The organism is Clostridium lentum, from assembly GCF_014287815.1.
Classification (GTDB): Bacteria; Bacillota; Clostridia; order Clostridiales; family Clostridiaceae; genus Clostridium; species Clostridium lentum.
The window spans coordinates 90,090-107,456 of sequence record NZ_JACOOQ010000005.1 but is presented as its reverse complement, the minus strand read 5'-3'; the positions used below and the strand labels follow the sequence as shown (position 1 = coordinate 107,456).

The following is a 17,367-nucleotide window of genomic DNA, read 5'->3' as shown; positions in this document are numbered from 1 at the left end:
TTTATGCAAGTCCTTCAATTATTCCACCACCAACAACAATGTTTCCTTGATAGAATACAACTGATTGACCCTTAGTTATTGCTCTTTGTTTTTCCTTGAAGCTTACTTTAACTTTACCATCTTCCATTGGAGATATAACAGCTTCAGCAGGCCTTCCTGAATATCTAACTTTAGCTTCTACTGTAATTTCTCCTTCTAATTTATCAAAAGGAATAAAGTTTACATCCTTAGCAACTAAATCTGTCTTAAATATATCAGTTTCTGGTCCTAAAACTACTTCATTAGTCATTGGATTAATATCTGTAACGAATACTGGTCTTCCAAGAGCTATTCCTAGACCTTTTCTTTGACCTATAGTGTAATATACTATACCTTTATGTTGTCCTAGAACATTGCCATTCTTATCAACAAAGTTTCCTTTAACTACTTCTAATGGTCTAGCTTCTTTAATATATCTCCCATGATCATTGTCTGGAATAAAACATATTTCTTCACTATCTTTTTTATTATATACAGATAAGCCAATTTCCTTAGCTATTTCTCTAATTCTATCCTTTGTGTATTCTCCACATGGCATTAGAGTATGTGCTAATTGATCTTGAGTAAAGTTGTACAATGCATATGTTTGATCTTTTCTATAATCATCTGAACGAATCAGAAGATGTCTTCCATCTCTTTCTTCTATCTTAGCATAATGACCTGTAGCAACATAATCAGCCCCAATTCCTCTAGCTTTTCTTAAAAGCTCATCGAATTTTAAATGCTTATTACATGCTATACATGGATTAGGTGTCTTTCCATCTATGTATTCTTGCACAAAATAATCTATTACCTTTTCTTTAAATGAATCTCTAAAATTCATTACATAGAAAGGTATTCCTATTTTATTAGCAACTCTTCTTGCATCATCAACTGCTGAAAGGGAACAACAACCACCTTCTCTTTCTGTGTAATCTTTATCTTCTTGCCATATTTGCATTGTTACACCAATTACATCATATCCTTGCTCCTTTAAAAGGTAAGCAGCAACGGAGCTATCAACTCCGCCACTCATACCTATAACTACCTTTTTCTTCTTTTTCATCTAATCACACCTTAAATCTTATTCGTGTCCATGCACTGCATCGTGTAATTCATCGTGATCAGTTTCTTCAAATTCCCAACCTTCTAAGCTTAACCCTTGATTTTTTCTATAGTCATTGATTGCCTTATGTATAGCTTCTTCTGCTAATACTGAACAGTGCATTTTTACTGGTGGAAGTCCATCTAAAGCCTCTGCAACTGCTTTATTTGATAATTCCCATGCTTCTTCCAATGTCTTTCCTTTAATTAATTCTGTAGCCATTGAAGATGATGCTATAGCTGATCCACATCCAAAAGTTTGGAACTTAACATCTTTGATTATGTTATCTTCAACTTTTAAATAAACTTTCATTATATCTCCGCACTTAGCATTTCCAACTTCTCCAACTCCGTTAGCGTCGTCTATTTCTCCTACATTTCTTGGGTTTTTAAAATGATCCATTACTTTATCACTATATATCATAATTATCTTTCTCCTTTTCTTTTAAAGTCGTACCATAATGGTGACATATTTCTTAATCTTTCTATTATTGGTGGTAATTCATTTAATAATTTTTCCACATCTTCTTCTGTTGATGCAGCACCTAAAGTTGTTCTTAAAGAACCGTGTGCTTTTTCATGTGGTAATCCTATGGCTAATAATACATGTGAAGGATCTAAAGAACCTGATGTACAAGCACTACCACTAGATGCACAAATTCCTTCAAAGTCTAATGATAAAAGAATTGATTCTCCTTCAATAAACTCAAAGCTTATATTAGAGTTTCCTGGTAATCTCTTATCTCCTCTTGGTCCATTTAATCTAGCATATGGAATTCTTTCTAGGATTCCGTCAATTAACTTATCTCTTAATACAGTTAATCTTGCTCTATTTTCTTCAATATTTTCAGTTGCAATTTCGATAGCTTTTCCTAAACCAACTACTCCTGGAATATTTTCTGTACCTGCTCTTCTTCCTCTTTCTTGTCCACCACCGTGAATTAAGTTATCTATTCTTACACCTTTTCTTATATATAAAGCACCTATTCCCTTAGGCCCATATAATTTATGTCCAGCTAAGGATAATAAATCAATATTCATTTCTTTAACATCTACCGGTACTGAACCTATTGCTTGAACAGCATCAGTGTGGAATAATACTTTCTTTTCTCTACAAATTGCTCCAATTTCTTTTATTGGTTGGATTGTTCCTATTTCGTTATTAGCAAACATTATTGAAACTAAAATAGTTTTATCTGTTATCGCTGATTCCAATTGTTTTAAATCAATAAATCCTTCTTCATTAACATCTAAGTAAGTTACTTCAAAACCAAATTTTTCTAAGAATTCACAAGTATGTAATACTGCATGATGCTCTATCTTAGTTGTTATTATATGATTTCCTTTTTTCATATGAGCTGTGGCAATACCTTTTATTGCCCAGTTATCAGCTTCTGATCCACCACCTGTGAAATACACTTCATTTGGATCACAGTTTATTGCTTTAGCCACTTGTGCTCTTGCATTATCTACTGCCATTTTTGTTTCTCTTGATATTCCATAGAATGATGATGGGTTACCAAACTTTTCTGTAAAGAAAGGCATCATTGCATCTAAAACTTCTGGTTTAACATATGTTGTAGCTGAATAATCCATATAAGTTGTTTTCATTATTCTTCTCTCCTCTTTAATTCTAAAAGTGAATTTTTATCTTTCATTTCATTATAATCATCTACTATATCTTGTAAAGTTATTGATTCCATAACTTCATCTATACTATTTTTAATTTTTGTCCATAACAATCTTGTGGCACAACAATCTATATTATCACAAGATACATTATCAATGCAATCTGCAACCTCCACAGGACCTTCTAAAATATTCATAATATCAGAAACTTTTATATCTTTAGGTTCTTTTGCTAAAACATATCCTCCTTGAGCTCCTCTAATACTTGTAATAAGCTTAGCTTTCCTTAGAGGGGAAAATAGCTGCTCTAAATAATACTCTGATATACTTTGTCTACTAGATATCGTCTTAATAGAAACGGGTGCATCTCCATAGTGAATTGCTAAATCCACCATTGCCTTTACTCCATATCTTCCTTTTGTTGAAAGTTTCATTTCTCCACCCCTTTTTATTTCTGACTGTTTTACTATGTTTTATTTGATGTTTATATCTTAGCAAAGTACTCGGCTTTTGTCAACATAGATATAAAAAAAATCGACAGCAATTTTGAATTCAAAGAAAAGCTTGATTTCATCATAGCTGTTATTACTCCATTAATCTCTTTGAATCTTTTATAGCCATCTAACTTGTTACTATTTATATAACATCAAATATCCATAAAAGATGAAGCTTAATATACTTCATCTTAATATTATTTCCCTTTAATCCTGCTCCAGTATTCTTTCATAGTTTTTTCAATTTTATTATCACCATATTCATAGTACACTTTATTTTTAATATTATCTGGTAAATATTGCTGTTTTACATAATGATTTTCATATTTGTGAGGATACTTATACTCTATTCCTCTTCCTAGTTTACTAGCACCTCCATAATGTGCATCCTTTAAATGCATTGGAATATCATCTATAGTTATATTTTCCAAATCATCTAAAGCTCTATCTATAGCAACATATGAAGAATTTGATTTTGGACTAGTTGCTAATAGTATTGTAGCTTCCGCCAGAGGAATTCTAGCTTCTGGAAACCCCAGTTCCCTGGCTGAATCAACTAAAGACTTTACAATAAACGCAGCTTGTGGGTAAGCAAGTCCTATATCTTCTGACGCAATAACCTGTAGCCTTCTACATATAGATATTAAATCTCCACCTTTTATAAGTCTAGCTAAATAATGAATTGCTCCATCAGCATCACTACCTCTAATAGACTTTTGAAATGCACTTAATATATCATAATGAGAATCTCCATCCATATCAAAAGCTATTACCTTGCTTTGAGTTGAATCTTTAGCAGCTTCTAAATCAATCAGTATCTCTTTATCATCATTAGGTTTAGTGGAATTTAAAGCTACCTCTAATCCATTAAGAGCCTTTCTTACATCACCATTACAGTAAGCAGCCAAATATTCTTTAGCTTCATTGGTAACTTTAATACAAATCTCATTATATTCCTTACTTCTTAAAGTAATGGCTCTATCTAAAGCCTTCTTTATATCTTTTTCTCCTACAGGTTTAAATTCAAAAATAGTTGATCTACTTAAGATGGCTTTAAATATATAAAAATAAGGATTTTCTGTAGTTGAAGCTATAAGAGTAATCCTTCCGTCTTCAATATATTCTAACAATGATTGTTGTTGCTTTTTATTGAAATTTTGTATCTCATCTAAATATAAAACAACACCGTTTATTCCTAAAAAAGTATCTAATTCCTTTGTTATATCTTGTATATCTTTCAAAGATGCATTGGTTGCATTTAATTTATAAAATCTTTTACCAGCCTTTTTAGCTATTATATTAGCAACTGTTGTCTTGCCAGTTCCAGGAGGTCCATAAAAAATCATATTAGAGATATGTCCACTTTTTATAATTCTATCTAGTATTTTATTTTTTCCTAATATATGTTCTTGCCCACATACCTCATCTAATTCTGTAGGTCTCACTAAATCTGCTAATGGCTTCATATTTTCACCTCGCATTTATGTATCTATTCATAATATATTACCATAAAAATCAAACACATTTCCACTTTATTTAATATATTATAATAGGAACAATTTTTAAGGTGATGCATTGACTATTTTTATTTCTCTCTGTAAAATTCTCTTAAGTTTTATTGTATTTTTTTTTATTTTTTTTATTTTTATCAACAAATTAAAATTACATCTATACAGCAAATTCTTTCTTAAAGAAAAAAAATTATTAATTTCTAAAAGACCTATAAACTCTAAAATGATGTTACACAGCATAATACTCCTTATATCGGTAGTTTTATTTAGTTTACTTGAAAATTATATATATTTATCACCTTTTCAAGCTGGTTCTATTCTTGGTTGTGTTACTGGTATCATAGAAGGTATCTTTCAAAACACCATCTAGTTTATTTAAACTTCAAAAAAGGGGAATTCTAATTTGAATTCCCCTTTTTTGTTGACTAGTACAAAATTTCCTTCAATATAGCCCTTTTAACATTATAAAATTATAACTATATTCAATTATTTTTTCTTTCTTAATAACACAGCACCAATTAAAGTTGATAATGAACCAATTAATCCACTGCTTACTGCTGCACCAGTGTTAGGTAGTTTGTTATTTGAACTATTCTCTAGTTTTATAGAATCATTTTTATTAGCATTACCATTTGCTATCTCATTGTTTGATGGTTTATTTGATGGTTTATTTGTTATTTGATTATTATCTGATGGCTTTTCAGTGACTTTATCATCTTCTTTATTCGATGAATTTATCACTTCTAATTGTATTGATTTAGAAACTGTTGTTCCATCTTCTAAAGTAGCTTCAATATCATATTTATCAACATCAATACCAACATACTTTAAAACTTCAACAGGAATAACTAATTTATCTCCATAAACATAAACTGCAGGAGTTATTTCCTCATTAGAAGCAGTTCTTATATTCATATATTTTACAGGTAATTTCTTGCCATTAATAGTAACAAATTTTACATTGCTTCCACTAGGAATAAAATTAGGAATTTCTATACTCTTAAGATTATTTTTATCAATAACAATTGTATTTTCTTTATCAATACTTGGTGGCGTTACCGTATCACCTGATGGCGGTGTAACTGGTGGTACTATAACATTTTTATCTTTAACTTCAATATCTACTGCATTTATTAATGAACTTCCTTCAGAAAATTTAAATGAAATAGTATAATTTCCTTCTACACTAATTACATTAGATATAACATTTGATGGTATTATTATTTTATCATTTTCAATTTTCAGCTCTGTTGCTGATATTTCTTTTCCATTAATATATATGTACTCTAATTTAGTATTATCAAAATTAACATTACTTACTACTAAGTCTTGTTTATTGTTCATATCAAAAGTTAATTTTTGATACTCTATTGTTGGTTTTTTTGTGATAGTATCTTCTTTATCATTTTTATCATCTGATGGCGGTGTAACTGGTGGTACAACTATCGTATTATCATCTTTTGGAGGATTCACTGCTGAATTGCTATCAATTACATTCACCGATACCGCTCCAATAGTAGCTGAACCATCTGAAAAATGTAAAGAAATAGCATGTACACCTACAGTTAAATTTAAATTTGATATAACATTTGAAGGTATTGTAATTGTTGCACTATCTTTATCTACATTAATTTCATTTAATTTAAAATTAATTGGATCTCCCTTTTCATTTGTAATAGATATTGAATTTAAATCTTTGCTATTAAATTTAACTCCAGTTATAGTTATGTCTGATGGCTTACTTTTATCAAAATTTAATGTTTGATTTGGTATAACTGATTCATTAGATGTACTCACAGATTCTACTAAATTAACATCTTGTATCATATCTGCTGAAGTATTTACTACATTTAAAGTTGATGTAACTAATCCTCCAGCCAAAACTAAAGCTAAAGTTTTTTCTTTATTAATTTTTTTATTCTTATTCAAACCTCTTCACTCCTATTTACAGTAATAAAATTACCCTATTTTCACTACTGTCGTAATTTAAAAATTAAACTTAATACATATTTTTTAATTTTACTTATTTATAAAATTCTTGTGTTGCATATACTTTATTGCCAATTTTATATACACCAACACCTATACTTGAAAATTTAGATGATAATATATTTTCTCTATGTCCCTGTGAATTCATCCAATTTGTCATAAATTGCTCTGCTAATGCATTAGCATCAGATACTCCACCTATATAAGCTATATTTTCTCCCCAAGCTCTATATGTAACTCCATCATTTTTCATTTGCGTTGTTATTAAATTACCACTTAAATCCTCATGGCTGAAATAATTATTATCACCCATATCTTGTGATTTAATTCTTGCATACTTTTCCATTGTAGTATTATATGATAAAGTTTCTAAACCAGCCTTAGTTCTTTCTTCATTTACTTTTTCATATATTAAATTTTCAACTTGTGTCATAAATTTATCATTTACTTCACCTAAGTTGCTATTATTTTCCGGTGATGGTTTTATTTCTTCTGATGGCTTTTCATCTACTGAAGGTTTTTGTTCTATATTTGGTTTTTGTTCAATTGATGGTTTTTCATCAATTGATGTATCTTTATCTGTTGATGGTTTTTCAGTTTGCGTAGGAGGTACTATTGTACTTATATCTCCATTTGAAGCATTATTATTGTTATTATTATTATTTATTTCATCTTTATTCTCTGTATTGTTATTATTGTCATTTCCTATATTAGAATCATTTTCATTATTAGAATTGCTTCCATTACCTATTATAATTCCTCCATTACAAATAGGTTTATATATATTTATAGTTTGTCCATTTATACATCCAAAATATTTTTTGAATATAACTCTTCTTTGATATACTCCACAATCACTACTTAAATTCAATACTTCTGAATCTTTTACATTATCCTTTATTATAGTTGTAATAAATCCTCTTTTTGCTTTTAAGGTAGCTGCTTCTACAGTTTTACTTCCTATAGTAGCTCCTATTCCTCCTATTAGCGATGTTGATAACATTATGGCAATTATTGTTTTTTTCATTGGTACCACTCCTTTTTATTTTTTCAGACAATATCTTGTCCAATATTTTATTAGTTGAAGTACTTTTTACTTCTACCAACCTTGCTCATATATAGTTATAACATATTTTTATAAGTATTCCTTAAATAATAAAAGGTACATGTGCCAAAACATACTATTAATTTATATATAAAGATTTATATCCATAATATTCATTTCTAACTTTCCTTATATAATAGGCTTTTAACCACTTTACCATTTTTATACTTGACATTAATTACTATTATATTTTTCTCTAATTAATAGGTTCAGCTATACCATCTGCACTAGCTTTATGATCTTCTCTTCCTTATTTAATACTATATTATGTTATATTTAATAAATTTAAGGTAATATTATTATTAAAAATGTTTAAAGATATAAAAAATAATTTTATTCAATTTATAGTTATTTTTCTTATGGCTTTTATGGGTATATTTGTATTTTTAGGTATTAGTACTGAATTACATGGAATCCAAGTATATTTAAAATATTACAAGGTATTTAAGTATTAAAAAAATTTATAAAAAAATACCTCTAAATAACTTTTTCTATTTAGAGGTATTTACACAAAGCATTAATTTATAAACATTATTGAGTTGATTCTTAATTTTTAATTACTTCTTTTTATTAGCTTTTTTGCTTGTAGCAGCTGCTTCTGCTTGAGCATCTGCTTGAGCATCTGCTTTTACATCAAATGCATTTATATACATTTCTTTTAACTCTTTCATTAATGGGTATCTTGGATTAGCACCTGTACATTGATCATCAAATGCTTGTTCTACCATTTCATCTAATGTAGCATAGAATTTCTCTTCAGTTACACCGGCTTCTTTTATTGTTTTTGGCATATTAACTTTAGATTGTAGTTCTTCAATGGCCTTGATTAATAATTCAACTTTTTCTTCGTTAGTATTTCCACCTAATCCTAAGTGATCAGCTATTCTAGCATATCTCCATGCTGCATTTGGGTATTTGTATTGAGCAAATGCTGCTTGTTTAGTTGGCGCATCAACTGAGTTGAATCTGATAACTTCAGTCATAACTAATGAGTTAGCCATACCATGTGGTAAGTGATGGAATGCACCTAACTTATGAGCCATTGAGTGATTAATTCCTAAGAATGCATTAGAGAATGCCATACCAGCCATACATGAAGCGTGAGCCATTTTTTCTCTTGCTTTAATATTAGTTGTCCCTTCATTGTAAGCATCTGGTAAGTATTTAAATACTAATCTGATTGCTTCTAAAGCTAAACCATTAGTGTACTCAGATGCCATTATTGAAACATACGCTTCAACTGCGTGAACTAATACATCTATACCAGCACAAGCTGTTAATCCCCTTGGAGAAGTCATCATTAATTCTGCATCAACTATAGCCATATCTGGAGTTAGTTCATAGTCAGCTAATGGATATTTAACTCCTGATTTTTCATCAGTGATAACTGCGAATGGAGTAACTTCTGAACCAGTACCAGCTGAAGTTGCTATTGAAACCATCATAGCTTTTTCACCCATAGTTGGGAATTTGTATATTCTCTTTCTTATATCCATGAATGTCATAGCTAAATCGTGGAAGTTAACTTCTGGGTGCTCATACATAACCCACATGATTTTAGCAGCATCCATAGCTGATCCACCACCAAGTGAAATTATAACGTCTGGGTTGAATGCAGTCATTTCAGCAGCACCAGCTCTTGCACATCTTAAAGTTGGATCTGGTTCAACATCTGAGAATATTTTGTATTGGATTCCGTTTGCATCTAGTACATCCGTAACTTTATTAGTGTACCCCATATCGAATAATACTCTATCAGTTACAATGAATGCTTTCTTTTTACCCATATCAGCTAATTCTTGTAAAGCTATTGGTAAACATCCGTATTTGAAATAAGTTTTTTCTGGAACTCTAAACCAAAGCATATTTTCTCTCCTTTCAGCAATGCTCTTAACATTGATTAAGTGCTTAGGACCAACATTTTCTGAAACTGAGTTTCCACCCCATGATCCACATCCTAAAGTTAATGATGGAGCTAATTTAAAGTTGAATAAGTCTCCGATGGCACCTTGAGCTGCTGGCATATTGATTAATGTTCTAGCAGTTTTCATTCTTTCACCAAATGTTAAAACTCTATCTCTATTCTTAACTTGATCAGTGTAAAGTATTGATGTATGTCCCATACCACCTAATTCAATTAATCTGTCAGCTTTATTTAAAGCATCTTCAAATGATGTAGCTTTGTACATTGCTAAAACTGGAGATAATTTTTCGTGTGAGAATGGTTCTTCTAATTCAACTGAAGTTACTTCACCAACTAAAACTTTAGCACTTTCTGGAACGTTAACTCCTGCCATTCTAGCTATTTTATAAGCAGATTGACCAACCATATCAGCATTTAATCCACCTTTTTCATTTAGGATTATGCTTCTAACCTTATCTATTTCTTCACCTTTTAAGATATAAGCTCCTCTTTCAGCCAATTCTTTCTTAACTTCATCATAAACTTGTTCTAAAACAACGATTGATTGTTCTGATGCACAAATAACACCGTTATCAAATGTCTTAGAAAGTAATATTGAGTTAACAGCCATTTTAATGTGAGCTGTTTCATCGATGATTGCTGGAGTATTTCCTGCTCCAACTCCTAAAGCTGGTCTTCCTGATGAGTAAGCAGCTTTAACCATTGCTGGCCCACCTGTAGCAAGAATTATATCTGATTCTCTCATAACGTTTTGTGATAATTCAACTGAAGGTTGATCTATCCATCCAATTATTCCTTCTGGAGCTCCTGCTTTAACTGCAGCTTCTAAAACTACTCTAGCAGCTTCAATAGTTGAATTTTTAGCTCTTGGGTGTGGTGAAATGATTATTGCATTTCTAGTTTTTAAAGCTATTAAACATTTGAATATTGCTGTAGAAGTTGGGTTTGTTGTTGGAACTATTGCAGATATAACTCCAATCGGTTCTGCAACCTTTGTTATTCCGCTTGTTTTATCTTCTTCTAAAACTCCACAAGTCTTCATGTTCTTATATTGATTATATATATATTCAGCAGCAAAGTTATTTTTGATAACTTTATCTTCAACTATACCCATTCCTGTTTCTTCAACAGCCATTTTAGCAAGTTTGATTCTGTTATGATTAGCTGCTAAAGCTGCTTGCCTAAAAATTTCATCTACTTGTTCTTGTGAAAAAGTAGCAAATTGTTTTTGCGCTTCTCTTAATTGTTCAATTCTTTTTGTTAATTCTTGAGCATTTGTAACTTTCATTTGAATCCCTCCTGAATTTAAATCTATGATTAATAGTTTATATTGAATTACTTATTTTCTTTAGGACTTTGTTATATTTTTAACATGTCCACATCCTTATTGTATTATATCGTTTATTTTTTGTCAAACTTTTTTTCTAATTTTTTTCATATTTTTTATTGCATGCAAATCTCTCCTTTCTTAAAATGCTTATTTATTGCTATTGATAACATCTTCAGACACTTTGTTTATTTTTACCTTTTTCTTTTACATAGATTATTTTTTAACTAAATTAGTATTTTTATTATCACCATATATTCCTTTAAAAGTAATTTAATTTATTATTAAATCATTTTTAATTTTTTAGTTTTCTATAAAATAATGCAAAAAAGAGTAGAAATGAATTAGAATATTTTCCTATTCTTCTATTTCTACTCTTTTATATAACAATTGCTAAAATGTGCTTAATAAACTTCTATCACTTAGCACATCTTCCATATTAGCTTTACCAAACATTTCAATCAGCCTATCTCTATTTAGCTTTGCCTTCTCTTCTTTACTAACATCTATTATTGTTTTTCCTTCATGCATCATTATCAATCTATTGCCACTTTCTATAGCTTGCTTAATATTATGAGTAACCATTAATGTTGTTATCTTCTTTTCTTCTATAATTTTATTAGTTATATCCATTATTTTTATGGATGTTTTAGGATCTAATGCTGCTGTATGTTCATCTAACAACAATATTTTAGGATTAGACATTACAGCCATAATCAGAGTTAAAGCTTGTCTTTGTCCTCCAGATAATAAGTTAACTTTATTATATAGCTTATCTTCTAAACCTAAATTCAATCTTTTAAGTTCTTCTTTATAATAATTTATACGTTTCTTATCTATAGCAAATTTTATTCCATATGGTTTACCTTTATTATCTGCTAACGACATATTTTCTAATATATTCATATTCGGAGCCACTCCAACAGACGGATTTTGAAATACACGCCCTATATAACGACATCTATAATACTCCTCTTTCTTTACAACTTCTTCGCCATCAATCATTATACTTCCACTATCCACTGGTAAATTTCCAGTTATTAAATTTAGTAATGTAGACTTGCCAGCACCATTAGACCCAATTATTGATACATACTCCCCTTTTTCTACTTGAAGAGAAAATCCATCAAATACTCTATTTTCATTAATGGTATTTACATTAAAAACCTTATATACATCTTTAATTTTCAGCACTTTCTCCGCCTTCTCTCTTTATTTTTCTTATTTTTAAATTTAAAAATTCCATTATTAGAAGCTAAGGCAATTATAACTATTATTGCTGTTATTAATTTTAAATCATTAGGATTAAAATTTATTTTTAAAGCAATAGCAATAGCTACTTTATAGATAATTGCTCCTAGAATAGATATAGTTGTGCATTTCATAAATGAAATCTTACTAAAAATAGTTAGTCCTATCACAACTGTTGCTAGTCCCATTACCACAATTCCTTGCCCCATATTTACATCTGCATAACCATACTTTTGGGCTTGAATGGCTCCAGCCATTCCCACTAATCCATTACTAAGCATTAATCCAAGTACCTTAACACTATTTTTATTTATTCCTAAAGATGATACTACTTGCTCATTATCACCTACTGCCATAAGTAAGAAACCTCTTTTAGTCTTTAAAAAAGTATCTATAATAATCTTACAGATAACTACTATGATTATTATTATAAAGATAGGTTGAAAATCAGCATTCTTAAATATGGTATTTGTGCTAAATAGCGGCATATTAGATTTTCCCATAATCCTTAAATTCACAGAATAAAGAGCTATCATCACAAGAATACCTGACATCAAATTACTTATCTTAAGTTTTACATGTAAAAAGGCTGTTATCCAACCTGCAATGGCCCCTCCAGCTGATGAAATTATAATTGCCAGCCAAGGATTAACTCCATTTACAAGAAGAACTGCTGTTATGGCTGCCCCTAATGGATAGGTGCCATCCACCGAAAGATCCGGAAAATCAAGAATCTTATATGTTATATATACTCCCATTGAAACAATAGAAAATAGCAGACCTTCTTCAATGGCATTAATTATAAGATTCATTTAGTTCACTCCTCCAGTTACAATTTGAGCATTTTCTTCAATTTCTTTAGGTATTTCTATATTAATTTTTTTTGCTACATCAGAATTGATAGTAACAGTCATATCTGATGATTTTTCAATCTTTATCTCAGAAGGAACCATACCTTCAATAACCTTCACCGCTTTATATCCTGCTTCTTTTCCTAACTTATAATAATCTATTCCTATAGAACACAAGCCGCCCTTACTCACTCCTGCTTCTTCAGCACATAACATCGGTATATTATTGTTTAAACATATACTTCCTACTAATTCATATGCTGATGCCACAGTATTATCAGTAGGAATATACAATGCATCAATATCTTTTATATTTGCTGATAGATTTTGATTTATCTCATTGATAGTGGTAATTGATATTTCCTTCACTTCTAAGTTTCTTTCTTTAGCGGCAGCTTTTAATTCATCAACTTGAACTATTGAATTTGCTTCTGAAGTATTATAGATAACCCCTATTTTTTCTATACTTGGTATAATATCTTGCAATAAAGCAATTTGCTCTGTCATAGAAACCATATCTGACATCCCTGTAACATTATTACCAGAACTTTCAAAGCTATTAGCTATTCCTGCTGCTACAGGATCAGTTACAGCTGTAAAGACTATAGGTATTTCTTTTGTTGCATTATAAGCAGATTGAGCTGAAGATGTGGAAATTGCAAAAATCATATCAACACCATTATTTACAAATTGTTTGCTTATAGTTTGAGCAATGGATACATCACCTTGAGCATTTTCATAGTCAATTTTTATATTATCTCCATCAACATATCCTTTCTCTCTTAGTCCATCAATAAATCCTTCCCTTGCTGAATCCAAGGCAGAATGCTGTACAATTTGATTTATTCCTATTTGATAAATTTCATCATCTTTTCCTGTATTTTTTTTATTATCTGAGCAGCCGCATAATATACTTAACAATATCACCTCACTTAATATAGATAGCAGCTTAAATTTATTCTTCATTTATTCACCACCCCTAATAAAATATATATTTATATATATATTTCACTTAGCTTTTATTTATTTAAAAAAAAGGAATTAATTTTATTTTTTAAAATTAATTCCTTAAATATAATTATTATTTTTTTATTAAATGATATTTTTCTTCAAAGAAGTTTGTTAATTTGCTTAAAGTAGAAATCAAGACAAGTTCCTCTTTTTTTTCAAATCCTTCAATCAGCCTATCTATCATATCAGCATGAAATTTGGCATGATTATCATAAGCAAGTTTTCCTCTATCTGTAAGATTAACAAGAACCACTCTTCTATCCTCTTCAATACGTTTTCTTTCTACATATTCTTTCTTAATCAATTTATTAATTGCTGTAGTCAGTGTTCCTACTGTAATGCTTAAATCATAAGCAATTTCACTCATAGTCCTACATCCTTTAATACCAATGGCCTCTATAATATGTATTTCAGTAACTGATAAATCGGAGAACTCTCCTTCTTGCAAAGACTTTTCTTCTATTTTCAATATATCTCCATATAACTGTACTAACAATCTATTTAAAACAAATTTTGATTCATTTTTATCCATAAGTTCACTCTCCATAAAAATATGTCACTCCTATATTTAATAATAATAAAAATTCCTTTCGAAATCAATTAAATAATATTCCTATAAAAGAAAAAGTGGAATAAGTTCCACCTTTATAATAAACTTGTTCCTACAAAAATGATAAAAACTGCTATTAAAGATAATGCTATACTAGTTTTAAATATTTTAAAAAATGAGTATCTCTTTATCTCGCCTATGTTTTCCTTGGGATATATAACTTTTACCTTATCACCAACTTTTAAATATTTAAATTCATCATAATCATCATATTCAATTATCACTTTTTTATTCCCATTGTCTACTTCTAAAATAGGTTCTATCCCAACATCATATACTTTATTTCTATATTTATTTATATCAACATGATTATAAGGTTTCATCAATATTAAAGTTGCTTCCTTTCTTACGCCATTTTTATACAGCATAATTTCATCAATAAAAAATCTTATTGCAAAAGCAACCATAATAAAACCTATAGCAAAAACAAATACTCTCAACACCTTAACCACTCCTTACTGAATATTAGCCTTACTCTAAACTTCAATATATTATATGAGGCTACTTTTTATTTCTTGTACAGTAAGATAATATTTGATAAAATCTTAGTAATTTATGCTTTTTACAGAAAAATACATATTATATATTTTTAAATAGTATAAAAAATATATAAAACGCCTTATTTTTTTTAATTTTTTTCAAATAAAAATATGGGGATGTCACACTAAAAATTTTATATACAATATATTGTTTTGATAATTAAAAATCAACACAATATATTGTATTATTTATTCTTAATGCGACATCCCCATATTATAAAAATTTATATTCGTACTATATTATGTATTATCTTCCACAACATTTTTTATACTTCTTTTTACTTCCGCATAAACAAGGATCATTTCTTCCTATATTCACTTCATTAACAACTCTTTGTTCAAGCTTTGTTATTTCATTTTCAGAATATCCATTTAATGACCATCTTTTTATACTTTTAGCTAAATGTTCTAATTCATAGGCAAAAATATTCTTTTCTTCTTCATTATCAATTTCATATGCATCTAAGAATAAATTTATAGATTTTTCCATAGGCATTTCATTTTTAATACTTATAGTAAATGAATCCATCTCATCTTTTAAAATTTCTTTATCTATTATAAACATTTCACCTAAAGCTCTTTGTAAATTTTTCCCACTTTTATGTTCTTCCATAAAATCTGGAACACCCGCTTTTATTAAAGTCTTCTTATCAAATTTACAAATATTCTTCTTGTTTTTCTTTTGAAGCTTAACAATTTTATTTGAATTTTCAACATCTATATGACATAATCCATCTTCTTCTATAACATAGTCATATCCTAATTCTTCTCCAATTAATACTAACTCTTTTATTTTTTCATCTGTAACTTCAGTATTAAATGTAGATTCTAGAATTTCTCTTATGGCTGAATATGAAACTACCCCATAATAATATGTACTTCCTGCAATAGCCTTGATTAAGTCGCTCTTTTCTCTAGCAGCGGTCATAACATCTTTTGTTATCTTTTCTTTTAATAATACTCTTAGTTCTTCTGGTAAGATAACATATAATTCTCCATTTATAGATGCTGTAAATACAATACCTCTATTTCTTAAAAAGTTTGAATTTATTAATAAATCACATTGATACTTTTTAACACCACCATAATTTATTAATTCTTGTAAGAATTTTATTGAAGTTTCTTCTAATGAATTAATCATTAAATCTACATTCTTTATGATAACTTCTCTTATTCTTTCAACAACTTCAGCCTTCTTTAAAGATGTAATACCTTTAACATCATATTTTTTAGCAACCTTAACTAGCTCATCTTTAGTCATTTTTTCTAATAATGCTGCTAATGTCTGTTCTCCATCTGACTCTTTCCATATCTTCTCAACGTTCTTCATATCAGCCTTTAAAATCTCTTCTTGTAATTTATCTTTATCCTTCATAAAAACTAAGTCACCTCATATCTATTTTCGCAAAAAAATCACTTCTTTTATTATATATGTTTTTTTACTTTAGTCAAAATTTTTTAGCATCTTTAAAACTATTACCATAATTCTATTTATTATTATCAATAAATTAACCTATAATATTTATTAACATACCTATATTTTACAATTAATCTTATATTTTTATTAATTAATCTTAAATTTAAGTTGATAGATTATCTTTTTTTGATATAATTATTTTAAAAAAATAAGGAGGAAAATTTATGTTTGGAGAAAATACATATAAAGAAGACGTAAAATCATTTAAGCAAATACCTTCAACAGAAGCTGATAAATTATTATCATCAGAAAAACTTACTGTCGTTTATATAGGTAGAGAAACATGTCCGTATTGCCGTAAGTTTGCTAAAAAGTTAGGTAACTTATATAACAAGCTAAATACTACAATTCACTATGTAAATAGTGATAATTTTTCCGATAATGAAATAAGTTCATTTAGAGAAAAATATCACATTGTAACAGTTCCTGGATTTATTGTCAGCAAAAATGGAGAATTGGAAACTCGTTGTGATTCTTCAATGTCAGAAGATGAAATACTAACTATGATAAAATAAATTTTTTATAAA

At 28.9% G+C, this 17,367-nt stretch carries 15 protein-coding genes; 1 reads left to right on the top strand and 14 read right to left on the bottom strand.

What is annotated here, in order from left to right:
- Position 1 precedes the first annotated feature (1 nt).
- The 14 genes from mnmA to H8R92_RS04525 all read right to left on the bottom strand — a co-directional run bounded on the left by mnmA (position 2) and on the right by H8R92_RS04525 (position 16,738).
- The gene (gene mnmA / locus H8R92_RS04590; RefSeq protein ID WP_022211360.1) at positions 2 to 1,084 is read right to left on the bottom strand and encodes a tRNA 2-thiouridine(34) synthase MnmA; all 1,083 of its coding nucleotides are present in this window, start codon (positions 1,082 to 1,084) and stop codon (positions 2 to 4) included.
- Positions 1,085 to 1,102: 18 nt separating this feature from the next.
- On the bottom strand, positions 1,103 to 1,546 hold the full coding sequence (gene nifU / locus H8R92_RS04585) for a Fe-S cluster assembly scaffold protein NifU (protein ID WP_022211359.1): 444 nt from the start codon (positions 1,544 to 1,546) through the stop codon (positions 1,103 to 1,105).
- A gap of 2 nt (positions 1,547 to 1,548) precedes the next feature.
- Entirely contained in the window at positions 1,549 to 2,733 is a 1,185-nt protein-coding gene (gene nifS, locus H8R92_RS04580; protein ID WP_022211358.1) for a cysteine desulfurase NifS, read from the bottom strand.
- The gene (locus tag H8R92_RS04575) at positions 2,733 to 3,185 is read right to left on the bottom strand and encodes an RrF2 family transcriptional regulator (RefSeq protein WP_022211357.1); all 453 of its coding nucleotides are present in this window, start codon (positions 3,183 to 3,185) and stop codon (positions 2,733 to 2,735) included. The genes nifS and H8R92_RS04575 overlap by 1 nt, the downstream gene beginning before the upstream one ends.
- Before the next feature lie 257 nt (positions 3,186 to 3,442).
- Positions 3,443 to 4,711: a replication-associated recombination protein A gene (locus tag H8R92_RS04570; RefSeq protein WP_186834824.1), complete on the bottom strand. Its 1,269-nt coding sequence runs from the start codon at positions 4,709 to 4,711 to the stop codon at positions 3,443 to 3,445.
- A 531-nt stretch (positions 4,712 to 5,242) separates the two neighbouring features.
- Positions 5,243 to 6,685, bottom strand: a complete 1,443-nt coding sequence (locus H8R92_RS04565) for an LPXTG cell wall anchor domain-containing protein (protein ID WP_186834823.1) — start codon at positions 6,683 to 6,685, stop codon at positions 5,243 to 5,245.
- Between the two features lie 94 nt (positions 6,686 to 6,779).
- Complete coding sequence (locus H8R92_RS04560) at positions 6,780 to 7,772, bottom strand: CAP domain-containing protein (protein ID WP_022211354.1); 993 nt, start codon at positions 7,770 to 7,772, stop codon at positions 6,780 to 6,782.
- Positions 7,773 to 8,407: 635 nt separating this feature from the next.
- On the bottom strand, positions 8,408 to 11,062 hold the full coding sequence (adhE, locus tag H8R92_RS04555; protein ID WP_022211353.1) for a bifunctional acetaldehyde-CoA/alcohol dehydrogenase: 2,655 nt from the start codon (positions 11,060 to 11,062) through the stop codon (positions 8,408 to 8,410).
- A 432-nt stretch (positions 11,063 to 11,494) separates the two neighbouring features.
- Positions 11,495 to 12,295, bottom strand: coding sequence for an ABC transporter ATP-binding protein (locus H8R92_RS04550; RefSeq protein ID WP_022211352.1), 801 nt, complete (start codon positions 12,293 to 12,295; stop codon positions 11,495 to 11,497).
- A complete protein-coding gene (locus H8R92_RS04545) occupies positions 12,289 to 13,164 on the bottom strand; it encodes an ABC transporter permease (RefSeq protein ID WP_022211351.1) in 876 nt (291 codons plus the stop codon). Before H8R92_RS04545 ends, H8R92_RS04550 begins: the two co-directional genes overlap by 7 nt.
- On the bottom strand, positions 13,165 to 14,169 hold the full coding sequence (locus H8R92_RS04540) for an ABC transporter substrate-binding protein (RefSeq protein WP_022211350.1): 1,005 nt from the start codon (positions 14,167 to 14,169) through the stop codon (positions 13,165 to 13,167).
- A gap of 115 nt (positions 14,170 to 14,284) precedes the next feature.
- Positions 14,285 to 14,746, bottom strand: a complete 462-nt coding sequence (locus H8R92_RS04535) for a MarR family winged helix-turn-helix transcriptional regulator (RefSeq protein ID WP_022211349.1) — start codon at positions 14,744 to 14,746, stop codon at positions 14,285 to 14,287.
- A 113-nt stretch (positions 14,747 to 14,859) separates the two neighbouring features.
- Positions 14,860 to 15,267, bottom strand: a complete 408-nt coding sequence (locus H8R92_RS04530) for a DUF3592 domain-containing protein (RefSeq protein WP_022211348.1) — start codon at positions 15,265 to 15,267, stop codon at positions 14,860 to 14,862.
- A 343-nt stretch (positions 15,268 to 15,610) separates the two neighbouring features.
- Positions 15,611 to 16,738, bottom strand: a complete 1,128-nt coding sequence (locus tag H8R92_RS04525; RefSeq protein ID WP_186834844.1) for an SEC-C metal-binding domain-containing protein — start codon at positions 16,736 to 16,738, stop codon at positions 15,611 to 15,613.
- A gap of 266 nt (positions 16,739 to 17,004) precedes the next feature.
- On the opposite strand from H8R92_RS04525, the gene H8R92_RS04520 reads away from it, so the two are divergent.
- Positions 17,005 to 17,355, top strand: a complete 351-nt coding sequence (locus H8R92_RS04520; protein ID WP_186834822.1) for a DUF6568 family protein — start codon at positions 17,005 to 17,007, stop codon at positions 17,353 to 17,355.
- The last annotated feature ends 12 nt before the right edge of the window (positions 17,356 to 17,367 follow it).